Source organism: Candidatus Kapaibacterium thiocyanatum (genome assembly GCA_001899175.1).
Taxonomy (GTDB): Bacteria; Bacteroidota; Ignavibacteria; order Kapaibacteriales; family Kapaibacteriaceae; genus Kapaibacterium; species Kapaibacterium thiocyanatum.
Window position 1 is genome coordinate 245,869 of sequence record MKVH01000021.1, and the last position, 13,077, is coordinate 258,945.

The 13,077-nt window shown below is 57.3% G+C and carries 7 protein-coding genes; 3 read left to right on the top strand and 4 right to left on the bottom strand.

Annotated elements, in window-relative coordinates:
- Positions 1-99: 99 nt before the first annotated feature.
- From BGO89_07285 to BGO89_07295, 3 genes are all read right to left on the bottom strand, one after another.
- The gene (locus BGO89_07285; protein OJX57765.1) at positions 100-726 is read right to left on the bottom strand and encodes a thioredoxin family protein; all 627 of its coding nucleotides are present in this window, start codon (positions 724-726) and stop codon (positions 100-102) included.
- On the bottom strand, positions 723-1,223 hold the full coding sequence (locus BGO89_07290; protein OJX57766.1) for a hypothetical protein: 501 nt from the start codon (positions 1,221-1,223) through the stop codon (positions 723-725). The genes BGO89_07285 and BGO89_07290 overlap by 4 nt, the downstream gene beginning before the upstream one ends.
- Before the next feature lie 332 nt (positions 1,224-1,555).
- Positions 1,556-1,894 (bottom strand): hypothetical protein, encoded by a 339-nt coding sequence (locus BGO89_07295; GenBank protein OJX57767.1) that lies wholly within the window; start codon positions 1,892-1,894, stop codon positions 1,556-1,558.
- A 623-nt stretch (positions 1,895-2,517) separates the two neighbouring features.
- Here BGO89_07295 and BGO89_07300 point away from each other — a divergent pair.
- The 3 genes from BGO89_07300 (at position 2,518) to BGO89_07310 (ending at position 11,011) form a co-directional block, all read left to right on the top strand.
- Complete coding sequence (locus BGO89_07300; GenBank protein ID OJX57768.1) at positions 2,518-3,999, top strand: hypothetical protein; 1,482 nt, start codon at positions 2,518-2,520, stop codon at positions 3,997-3,999.
- 14 nt (positions 4,000-4,013) lie between these two features.
- Positions 4,014-9,815, top strand: coding sequence for a hypothetical protein (locus tag BGO89_07305; GenBank protein ID OJX57769.1), 5,802 nt, complete (start codon positions 4,014-4,016; stop codon positions 9,813-9,815).
- A 224-nt stretch (positions 9,816-10,039) separates the two neighbouring features.
- On the top strand, positions 10,040-11,011 hold the full coding sequence (locus tag BGO89_07310; protein ID OJX57770.1) for a hypothetical protein: 972 nt from the start codon (positions 10,040-10,042) through the stop codon (positions 11,009-11,011).
- 1,165 nt (positions 11,012-12,176) lie between these two features.
- On the opposite strand, the gene BGO89_07315 is transcribed toward BGO89_07310, so the two are convergent.
- Entirely contained in the window at positions 12,177-12,728 is a 552-nt protein-coding gene (locus BGO89_07315; protein ID OJX57771.1) for a hypothetical protein, read from the bottom strand.
- Positions 12,729-13,077 lie beyond the last annotated feature (349 nt).

The following is a 13,077-nucleotide window of genomic DNA, read 5'->3' on the forward strand; positions in this document are numbered from 1 at the left end:
AAAGATACGAAGAGAGCCGGCACCACCTGCAAGAAAAAATCGGATGCCCCGAGGGTGAGGCATCCGATATCACGACGAAGATCCGTGCTTCGTATTCTATTATTTCTTCCACTTGATGGTGCAGCCGATGGCCTTGGTGGAATTCATCGCCGGGCTCTTCCCTGCCAGCAGGGCGTCGACGGCAGCTTCCACGAACTTGTCTCCCGCAGCGGCAGCATCGTCGGGATTGTCATCGATCGCTCCGATGTATTCGACGGCCCATCCCGTGCGTACACGGTTCAGCACGAAGACGTGCGGCGTACGGCGTGCACCGTACTTGAGTGCCGTCTGCTGCGACTCGTCGAACACGTACGGGAACGGAAAGCTCTTCTCTTCCGCACGCACCTTCATCTTCTCGAAGGAATCCTCCGGAGAGACCTTGGGATCGTTGGGATTGATGGCGACGACGGGATAGCCCTTGGCAGCGTACTTCTTGTGCAGGTCGATGATGCGGTCTTCGTACTTCACCGAATACGGACAGTGGTTGCAGGTGAAGACGACGATCAGTCCCTTCGCTTCGAGAAACGAACGCGGGCCGACCATCCTGCCGTCGACATTCTTGAGCAGGAAGTCCGGAGCCTGGTCTCCTACCTTGACTCCATCGGGCAGATCGGCGGCCGTCGCCGATGGTACGGACATCACCAGCGACATCATGACGCCGAGCAGCATGGATGCGAACATCTTCATCGAAGTCCCTTCTGAAATGACTGAATGGTCTGTTGCAATTCCTTGTAGGTGAACTCACGCTCGTGGAAGGCGCGCTTGCCCGCCGCATGGTTCACGATGAGTGTGGCCGGAATGGCGCCGCTCCATGATGGATCGACCCTGTCGATCCACAGATGGGCCTTGGCCTCGTTGAGCAGGACGACGTCGGGATGCAGTCCACGGCGTACCACGAAGGGCTCTACCTTGTTCCCCAGATCCTTCGGGCTGTCAAGGCTGACGAGAATGACCTTGACCTTCGCCCCGTCGGCCTCCATGCTCCTGCTGACCTTGTCGAAGTGCGGGAGCTCGGCTACGCACGGCTTGCACCACGTCGCCCAGAAATTGATGACGAGCGTCGTGTCCCCGGCTGCCTCGATCCGGTCCTCGAGCTGCGACAGCGATATCGCCGGTACGGATGCACGCACGGCGACGATATGACAGAGGACCAGCACGACAATCAGCGATGGAATACGGCTCATGTTGTCCCTTGATGGTCGTGATCGACCGTACGATGACGGCTCGTCGTCGCACGATATTGTGTGTTCCCACACTGGAAATTGGAAAATCTCTGTATGTTGTATAGAAACAATGTGTTACCGAAAAATGACTCGGTTTTCCCGACAATTTTACTGACAGAAAAATATTTTTCGTTGATTGGGCCAATATACCAACCGGGGCACTACGACAAATCAAATAATGACCTGCCCATGATTGCGAATTTCCATATCATACCCTAGATACAGAGAACGAGCGTATTACACTAGTACGTCTGTTCCGGCACACTGCCCCTTCGCGCTTCTCGACACCTGCACTATTTCTTCAGTCTATCGAAATGTTCTTCCCGTAGACGGCGACCACTATCATTGTCGGCGAGCATTCGAGACATGTCGAAGTCGTTCCTGTCCACCAGCCACGATATATCCAGCCCCAATTCCAACAAGTCGGAAAGAAAGGTCGTGCTGATGTCCTTGCCATCCAGCCACCGATAGACCGTTGACTTGCTTACTTTCAAAGCATCAGCCATATCCTTGACTTGGCCACCATAGGCTACTTCAAGAAACATCCTCAGCTTCAGGGGAATTTTACTCGACATCAAAAAGTCCTTGCATTTACTTCCCCGGTTCTTATATCTTGCGCCATAGTTGCACACTTGCAACTATATTGCAGGTATGCAATCAGGTTTCGATTTCTGCAAATCTTTTGCAGCATGGCGAAGCTATGTCCAGACGAGACCACAATATACAGCAACAGCGAGCGAGGATTTACCATGCTCGACCATGAATTGATCGTCGTTGTTGAATGGCTCAGTCTGCCGCAATCTACACTACCCCTACCCCACTATCCCCTTTCACCCCGTGCGGACCAATCACAAGACATCGGAACCTCACCCGCACGGGGCGTTATGGGGCACATACAACCACTGACATCTCCCGCTTCCTTCAGCGCACTCCGTACCTGCGTCTGTCCCCAAGCAAGGTTCTCAGCATCACAGGGTGAACCGCGTACGTAGACTGGTTCGGCGTCGTACCAGTCAAGGTTCTGCTAAGGTGACGCATAGCTGGTCATGTGCTAGGTTGCGCCCGTACCGCTCACGGTCGTAGCCACCGATAGTACATACATGGCATGAATCGCTAGGGATGAGCGGCGTACCGTCTGGCCACACCATGCCGGACATGCACCGGGGAGAACGAAGCAATTCGGTGGCAGGGAGCCTGCAACGGGTTACCCTGCGGATATTTCCATCAATACTGTAGATTGGGAGTAGACATGCGAATGTTGACTACGATAGTATCCACTGGGGTGTGCGCGGGGCTTCTGGCCCTGTCGTCATTCCCCGCATGGGGACAAGAGCCCATCGACACGTCGCAGACGCGTACGATGACTGTTGTGTGGAAGAATGTCTTTGGCGGCTCGATGGGCGCACCCACGTTCTTTCCGAACTTCTGCGGACAAGAAGGCAGTGACATCTTGCTCATTGCTTCGACAAAACGGGGCGCGTTCTGGAAGACCCGCCCGAAACTGGATACGACAATATCCGTGGGAGCCTGGCCAGCACTGTATGCCAAGCCGATTGATTACGATGGTATTCCGCCTCATGAGTACATCAATCATAATGGTATCACCTTTCGGTGTGAGGGAACCGGAGACATCACGCAAATGGTCCCCATCGATACCATCGGCGCAGATTGTTGGGGAGGGGCAAATACTCTTCTAAATGCCGCCTACAGTGCCGACGTTGATGGAGACGGCTTCCTCGACGTCGTTGCGGACATTGCCGGCGATAACAAGACATGCCGTATCATCATGGGCGGCCCGCAGTCCGGCAAGGGCTGTGCGCGGGTCTTTCCCATCGACAGATTCGGTAGTAGGGACAACCGCTACGCCCAAGCTTTCTTCCGCTCGGCCACCGGGAAATGGCGCGTCGTCCAGCACGAGCGAAACGATAATGACTTATCGACATGGCTGGTCATCTACGACATGGACATCTTCCGGCAGGATGGTCGGGTGCAGTTCCGCGCTGTCAAGCGTGACTCTCTGCACGGCCCTTGCACGTCGCTCGACGACGATCCGTTGGGATTCAGCGCGTCGGTCGCAGACACGCTTGCGAAGAAGGACTGGCTTGTCATGTTCCATCGTCTCAGTACGACAGGACCGTGGGTGCTGGAGCGATTCGACATCACGAATGGGAAATTCATCTCGGTCGAGCAGGTAATACCAAAAGACGCTGGTCCGATAGCACATGACCTTGGCTATAGCCTCGGCACGGACCACCCCGTCGTTCGCATCAACGGTCTTTTCTTCTACGCCAACAATCTCCGCCAGCCGTTCGCACGATGGATTGTAAAGGGATCGGGACTACAGGGATTGGAAGGCATGACGGCCATCAATGACCAGACAGGTGACGGCGTACCGGACCTTGTCATGACAGGCGGCCCTGTAGACAATGGTGTTGTCGCTCTCTATACGCTTGACCCCGCCGTTTCCGTTGACGACGATCCCGTTCCTCCAAAGATCATGTCGTCTGCCCGCATGACAGGCGACGTCTTGGAACTCTCGCTGGTGCAACCAGCCTCCGTATCCGCTCATATCGTGGGCATCGAAGGGCGCGAAGCCGTCCTGCTTACGCAGCAGCAATATCCGGCAGGCATGAGCCGCATCGATCTAGCCCCCCTGCTTCGCACGTACCCGCGCGGAGCCTATTACCTGCGCGTTCGCATGGGCGACGCTCTCCACACCATCAACCTCATTCGGTAACGGGAGCATCCGTCATGAAGAACACTACACGCACCATCATGGTGCTGGCCGCCGCATTTGTATGTATCGCCAGCACGCTCACCGCACAGAACACCATCATTCCCGCGCCGCTTCAGTCGTACAAACCGAACTACTGGAACAGCGACGTCTTCTCCGCAAGCGTACCGACCTTTGCCCTTGGTCATCAGTGGGGCGGGGCTGCATTGGACAAGATCAACACGGCCTTCAAGATGAACGTAACGGGTGGGAACTGGGGCTACCTGCACCTCAACGAAAAGGAACTCTACAAACTCGGCAAGGGCTACAAGGACACGAACTATGTCGTATGGGCCGCGCCCCTCATGCACACGACGGAAGGGTGGATCGGCGAAATCTTCCGCGTCAACTGGTATGGAATGCGGTGGGAGCCTGCCGAGAATCCCGGTATCGATAACCGGGACTGGCAGGCGCGTGACGCCGACGCATGGCCGCTATCCTTCGGAGCCCGGCATCATGGCACGGTACCATCGTCGCCGAGTGACGTGAACTACCGCCGCTTCAAACTTGACCCTGCGGGAATGCCCTCGAATCCTGTGCGCGTTCTGGATTCCGTCGAGCCGAGGAATCTCATGCGCATGTGGTACTACGACGACCGCGTCCGCGCGAAGGTGAAGTGGGAGAACTACCTCGGCTTCAAGTTCGCCAAGGACAGCACGAACACAGGCGGCACATGGTCGTATACCTACTATGAGGATTCGACCGACGGCCGCAGGCTTCAGCTTGTCGTCAATCTTCGCCGTACGGACGCCACGGATACGATTCTTGATGATCAGCCCGTGGTGTCCATCACCGTCCCGTATCAACTGCGCTGGAAAGATCAGCAGGATACGAATCCAAACTTCCGTTCAGATCGCTTCAAGATGCCCTTCACCCTTGTGCCGTGGAATACGAAGGACAGTACCTTCGCGCTTCCACGTGGCCGTGGTCTGGAGATGAAGACCCGTGCGCCGGCGGGCTTTACGGACTCCATCGTCATCACGCGCCGCATGCTGCCGAGGCACAGCGATCCCGGCGGCCCCGACGTTACCATCGTCGCAGAGTTCAGAACGGATACGATCATGGACGACCTCTTTGGCGCACCAACGCGTCGCCCCCACATGCTGAAGAGCGGCGTCACCGACTATCCGGCCTTCTTCGAACATGACTCGACATTGGGAATAGTCGGTACGTCAGCACCTGCCAACAAACGCTACCGTGCTATCGACTCCCTCGGTATCACGGTATGGTATCACGGCAATTCCGCCGTCGCCATCCGCTCGGCATCGCTTCTCACCCCCATCACCAAACGCGCCACCTCCGGCTATCATGATAGTCTCTGGGCCTCGAAGTTCGAGGATCACAGGGTCAGAATCAAAATCCAGATCGACACACTCCGAAGCCGCATCGGTCGCCATACCCGCGTTCTTGCCTTCTACACGAACGACGAGTTCGAGATGGACCAGCTTCTGGGTATGCGCTACAAAGCCGAATTCCTTGACAGACGTCTCACGTCCGAAACGGGATACATCGGAAGCCGCTTCGCGGTCGGGAACACCGTCACGGAGTACGGCCGGCAGAAGATGCAGGGGTTCCCGACGAAGTTCCCGTGGACGGCAGGTCTCACGCAGCCGACACGGGCAACATCCGCGCCCTACATATCGCGCGGTAGTGTGGGCGAAGAGATTCGGACGGCGACCATGCCCGTGCCATCGCCCATCATGAGCATCAAATCGGGCTTCCTCTGGACCGGAGACAATGCCCCCTATCGCCGATTCGAGACGGACATTTCTACCAAGACGACGGGTACATGGGCGCAGCTTGCCCTGCCCTTCCCGACGACGCCCTTCGACTTCACGAGCCTTACGGCCTACGAAGACATGATGCACTCGAACATGTCCCAGGTCGGCCCCGCTGCCATGCAGGAGCATTCCGTCTACGTGAACATGTACCAGAATGCCGCCTACTACTTCGGCAAGCGCAAGAACTTCTGGATGAACTTCTTCTACCATATCGATCCCAAGTTCGGGTATGATTCGAGCGGCCGGGCATACGTCCGGTACAACAACTTCCAGCCTCTCATTGGCGAGTCCGTACGCCTCGGACACGGGACAGCCCTGAATCTCGGCACACGCGGCTTCATGTACGATAAATGGAAGTATCAGGACAGCCCCGACTATCTCATCCCGCATCCGGATTCCGTGCGTTCACCGGACAAGTATGGTAGTGAGAACATCATTTCGGATTCCTACTTCCCCGGCTATGTCACCGAGGATCCGACGTCCTTCGTCATGGATACGACGAGCAGCGTCACCCCGGAAGACCTCCTGCTCTCCGAGCATATCGGCGGAGACTACTACACGGTGGGTGAGCGCATTAATATCAACGACTGGACACCGTTTACGACGCTTGCATCGGAAATGCGTCTGGACCGAATCATACCCGGCGACGTCACGAAGAAGGTCTACGCAGGACGCCTGTCCGTACGGTGGGAAACGAAGTGGTGGCACGATCTCGTCACCGACACCGTGACGCGCTTCAAGCGTAGCACGGACATCTCCAACGCCGAACTCTTCATGAAGTCCAGACCCGTCGGATGGTACGGCCACGGCTACCGCACCCTCATCGGCGGCGATACGACGCGTCTTCGCCAGTGGGTTACCGCCTATTCAGGTGTCGTGGGGATGCAGCGGTGGGCGCGGACATCGAACGCCGATACGACGCTTCGCCTCGAAACGGAACCGGAAGCCGAACGGCTCTATGACATCGTCCTTCTCGACACGGCTGAAACAGGCGCTTCGGACGAAGACTGTATCATCAGTATCACGAACAGAAGAACGTCGCCGTTCCTCTTCAACAACGCCATGCCGGACTCAGTCCAGTTCATTACCTCCTATGAACACGACACGCTGACGCGCGGCAGTCGTCCGGACCTCCGGTACCAGCAGGTGGGTGCCCGGCGGATCACGCTTCCCCTCAACTACACCGTTGACGTGACGAAGCCCTACCTTCTGCATGTACGTGAGCTGCGTCCAGCCTACGACGGAGCGCTCACGCTCGACACCATCGTGAACGGCAAGTCGAATCTCGCGCTCGACCTCCGCCCCGGCGACGTACGGTTCTTCCGGATCAAACGCCTTCAGGCCATCGACACGACGAATACTGGATACCTCGCCTTTTCGACGCAGAACAAGATGGTCGCCTACCGGATTCCCAAGGCCGACTTCAGTGGCTATACGGACAGCATTCGCTACCACGCGGTCTTCCATCGCCGGGACACCGATCCCATGCGCACGGGACCGTGGACGGTCTACTATCAGCGGTCGAAAGCCTATCACCGTGATAGTCTTCCGCTCGTCTCCGGCCTCGATTGGGAGACGCCCATCCGCCTCAGTCGCCTCACGACATCGAGCGTGCAGAATACGGACGGCCTGAACCGGACGCTCTACTACGACGTCAACCCCGTGGCCTACCTCGCGAACGTGCCGCCCATGACGAATCCGCAGAAGGATTGCTCGTGCGGCTTCCCGAGCATCGTCGTGCGTGAAGTCGTCCCCAACAGACCGAAGGTCCACATCGTTTACACATGCGAAGACGAGTGGATACCGACAGGGTTCAAGTTCAACTTCGCCCATATCGTCGAGAATGCGTTTCTCGACAACCCTGTCCTGAATCCCGCGCTTCTCGATGCCAATGGCAAGTCGCTCGTCATCATCGGCAAGGGTGGCCCGCATGACGGCGGTATGGATACCCTGAAGTCCCTTGCCCGGTGGGGTACGCCCGTCATCAATGCGTCGGCCGAGGGACGCATGTACTATGCGTGGTCTGCCGTCGGTGCCGGTATCGGCGCAGGAACGAAAAGCACTGGTCTCGACTGGTTCCCGGCGGCCAACGCCATCACCGCCATTCCTACGCCGACCATCACATGGCACTATGCCCACGACGACATCATCGATACCATCATGATCGACGGTGGTGCGCCCCGGTATCCGTCCCTGAACGTCTACTCGAACATCGCCCAGGGCAGGACCGATGCCACGCTCGTATGGGAAGAAGGCACCATGAACCGCCATATCCGCTACACACGTCTCGTTCCGGGTCTCGGCATGGCCATCGGCCGGATGCTGCCGCTGTTCGCGCCGATGTCCTACGCTCCCGGACGGCCGCCGACCATTCCCGGCGACGGACCCAATTCCATCGCCGTCATCGGCGGGGCCTTGCCGGAAGACGAGGCCGAGACACCCGTCGTTCTCCGGTCCCTGCAACGCGACACCATGTCGATGTTCATTCGGGACACGGACGGTTCGCCGAACGGACTCTACCGCTACAACCACGAAACCGTGGCGTGGTCGGAATACAGTCCGTGGGAGACCCGCAACAGGATCAAGTACAATCACCTCATCGACATGCAAGGCTTCGGGCTGGATGAACTCCACTACTGGTGGACAAATACGACCTACTCACTGGGCAACAGTCTCTTCCATCCTGTCATCACCAATGGCAGCGTGCGTATGGACTCGCTCACGTGGCAAGGTGTCGTGGATGACAGCCTCATCACCTACGGCGACAGTCTCCATATCGTGAGGGGCAACATTTCGGACTCGGCCGTGATCGTGAACTACAGCGTCCTCGACACTCCGAACTTCTCCGATCTGTATGCGCAGAAGCAGTACAGCTACGCCAGCTACTGGACCGGACATCGGCAGTTCCCGAATATCCGGGGACAGCAGATCATGGTGCGGAGAATGCCGGGCGTCCCCGCGCCGCCGACAGTACTTCTCGACGTGGACTATCTCCGGGCACCCGGACCGTGGCCACACCTTGCCATGCGGCAACGGGAAGACACGCCCATCGGCATCCAATCGGTACGAAGAATCCTCCAATACACGAACGACAACGCCCCGAAGCTCGTCGCCTCGGCCGAGCAGTTCTACAAGGTGACGGACGCCCAGGAAGAAGAGCCCGTCGTTTCCGGTGGTGTCGAAGTGCAGGGCAGGAAACTCACGGCCCGCGCCGTGCTGGCGGACGGCCGGACGCTCTCCTTCCGGCCTGTCTATGACGACGTCATGCCGAACGGGTATGGCGGCAGCATGGACTATGCCTGGCAAATGGCGTCGATGACGAAGCCCGTCACGGACCTTGTCACGGAATCCTTCACCGTAGGTGACGTGGATGAAATGAAGCTCGTCGCCACGGGCGGAATGCGTGGAAACGTGGACGTGTCCATCGAGGAAGTGCAGCCTGACGTACCACTCGTGGGTGGAAGGACAATGACGGACTTCCGGAGTATGCGTAGCGTCCGTATGGGTCTTGCCGAAGCCGACCAGCGCAAGCCCGATGCACCGGCACGGTCGCTCTTCTACCTCACAGGTGGCGACGAGAAGATCTATCGTCTCCGGATGAAGTACACCGGGGACGGCGGCATCTTCCGGGAAGACCTCGACATCACGCCGGAGAAGGAGTCCTTCGGCAAGACCGCCGAAGCCGCTCGTATCATCGACCTCAACGCCATGCGCGGGACCGACGCTACGACGGAAGGACTGCATATCTATCCGAATCCAGCCCGTGAGCGGGTAACGATCATCGTGGGCGGCCCAGCGTCATCCGGCATCCAAGGTCGTACCCTCACGATGGACATCGTAGGCGCACTCGGCAATGTCGTCATGACGACTACCGTGGCATCCCATGAGGCCGTGGACGTCGTGGGCCTGCCGTCCGGCGTCTACAGCGTACGGGTCAGGATGGATGGTGGGGTACTGCCTGTGACCATCGGAACGGGCAAGTTCACCGTCGTGAAGTAAACGATACGTCGTATGTTGATTGTGGGGCCTTCCGATGTTGGGTAGGCTCCACACATCAATAGAACAGCATGGATTGATACCTGTATCACTGACCATTTCGAATACCTGATCGTAGACATGATCATGGAGGCAGAATCATGAAGGGTATCCTGTTCCTCGTTTGTATTGCTCTAGGCGGGCATACAATGACGGCAGCCGAGATTGCCGTCACCTGTGTTCGTAGTATGGATGGGAAGCTGCTCACTGCTGATTCGATTCACGTCGAATGTCCGGACCTCCACGTGCGATATACGACGAAGGATTCGGTCCTCGTGCTTCCCACCATGACATCGGTGCTTCCTTCGAGCGGCCTATCGGCATCGATGGAGACCGCTGATCTCTATGACGTCCGTGGTCGTTTCGTGGCCCGTATCGAGCAGGCCCCATGCGCATCCGGAATGCGATGGCACAGGGACTACGGTCTCGTCTATGTCGTCCCCACGCCGGCAGCAAAGCATAGACAAGACAAGACCGACGGCATGATCATGGGCACACCAATGGTCACATTGACGGCATGGCGAGACGGATATGCGCCAACGACCGTCGTCCTTCCCGTTCCAGCGACCGATACGAATGTATCCGTCGTGATGGACCTGCTTCCATGGTGGCATCGGATCCATACCGTCGTTCTAACAGCGTCCGCACCTCTTGTGCGGTACTATTCTGGCAGTAATGGAGGACGTGATACTACATCCAGATCGTACTCATTCGGAGCATGGTCCGGTATCGCAAATAGACCTGAACCAGCCATGCCCACGTCATGGACGACAACCGATTCATCCTTCGAGTATCTCTATGACTTCAACGATCACGGGCTTCCATACGGGATCACCACACGCGGAATGTTGATGATGGATACCGTACGGAATACGGTCGAATGGCTGTCGGTAAGCAATGGGTCATCTGAACCAACAGGAGGAAACAGTTCCGGAATCATCGTACACCGTCTCCCCGAATGGGATACGGTAACGACAGGAAAACTGGTCCTCTCCATGACTGACAGCATTGCTAATCGATGCCTCTACCACGTCACCTATTCATCGAGGCATAACTGGACGGATACGCGCCCCTATACTTCGGAATCGATCGTTGTTGGACCGCACGTACCATCCGAGAAAGACATCAGTGTCAAATGCGTGATCCTGTTGAAGGAATAGGCTGGTCGCCAGCGGACTTGCTCTGGTATTTGCTTCAGACCACCTGTCTGCGACACTCCCCTTTCACAGCTTCCATCCCGCCACCGCACTCGGCGGACGCGTGCGCGCGTACAGAGCAGCCCTGATCGCAGAAACCCGCATGGCACTGCCACGCGGGTTTTCTGTATGGGGATAGTGCGTATGGCCGGGCCATCCTGTACGCTAGACGCGCGCGCGGTCTTATGATCATCCAAGCCGGGGCTACCCATCATACAGCCGGGCATCGGCGATCACCCGATGATCGTCGTTCACATGATGCCAGAGACGTAGTATCTTCATCTACGCATCTACTACCGTCAGGCTGCTCCCATCATTTTCCGGGACATGTATGTCATGGGCAGGAATAGCCTATTTCACCCAACCCACATGTGGGTCGCATGTGGGTTTGTTATTGTTGTTCTGCGCTAAGCCTGTCCGTGGGCGTCAGGTATTCGTGCAGCGGCACACCTGTCATGCAGGAAATACCCCGCCATCTACACGGCCAAAGCTGAACTATCTGGCCCGTAGACCTTACCTACGTGTTGCTTGGACCGAATGCCGGGCATGGACATCTCGCTCGAATGCAAGAAAACCGCTCACCTATTCCGTCCGTGGCGGGAAATGAAGACCGAAAACACCTCTCACGGCACGCACATGCCCTTGATCGAGACGTCATAGGGCACATTTGAGGCCATTTCATCCATTGTTCGCGCGCTTGTGAAGACCTGCGAAGGCACTAACCGGGTATCCTTCACGAAACAGGCGTCCTCATACACGAGAATGGCGGTTTTGGATTGAATAGTGACTTCTCGTGATCCTTCGCCGGGTCATTCGTAAGCGAAATGTGATCGATAGTAAGCGATATTGTGCGATAGTGTTCGTGTTTGTGCAGGATTGTGGCAGGTCTTTCCCTCCTGATCGCGTTGGTTCGCGGAGAATCGCTGCATATTGACTGTGTTGTGAGCGCAGATAGTCCACGATGATCACGGATGATACCGAGATGGTCCGTGATACTGCCTCTATAGTGACAGAACACACCATTTTTCCCATTGCAACGATCCGGAGGACCCCATTCCGGATACAGGAATGGCCGCCTCGCGGGTGCGAAGCGGCCATATGTCTGTGGGAGTATTCGACTAGACGCCTGTCACGCTTCGTACTCATCATCGTCGGCATCATCCGAATCGCCGTCGTCGTCCTCGTCGTCGCCATCTTCGTCATACTCATAGCTATCGTCAGGATCGCCGTCATCCTCGTCGTCATCCGAATCGTCCCGGTCGTCGTCATCCTGCAGGTTGTCATCCTCGTCCCATTCGCCTTCTGACCGTGCGGTAACGATCTCGTGCAGCGAACGCGGGCGTCTCGACTTCGGTTCCTCTTCCTCGTCGCCATCAGCCAATCCGTCCTGGCCACCGAGCAGGACCCGGACGCGCACGCCACCCGAAAGGCGACGGGATAGACGCGCCGCCGCGCGGTCGCACTCGCCCTTCATGATACAGCGGCGAGCGCTTCGGTAAGCGGCATCGAAGACGTCGCTTCCCATCATTTCCCGAAGACTGTGGATGTACCGTAGCTGGACGGGCGTACGTCCACGGACGAGATTGCTGACGAACGACTCCGAGCGGCCAAGCTGGTCAGCATAGTCGGCCTGTGTGTATCCGGCAGCACGGAGCGTTTCGCGCAGCTCGTCTGCGGTCATGGTGTGAACAGTTCTCATCGTAGGTGTTCCTGAAAGAAGTGAACAAGGTTCTCCGCTGTGGTAGGCGGAATAGTGTTGGGAAGGCTCGCCGAAGGCCCCCTTCGGCGACGCGCGTCGGATATGGCGAACGCGGTACTGTCCCCCGTGGAAGGTGGGGTATGGTGGAACTGATATGCGGCAAGGTCCTCGTCATAGTGAACGAATCGTTGTTGTAGAAAGTACCTGTGGCGGTTTGGCGGAAGTGGCGGTTTGGCCGCAAACATGATGGCTCTATGAGATAGGTGTTGCTACAGAAAATACCAGTGGCGGTTTGGCGGAAGTGGCGGTTTCATAGCGGAACGACCGGGAA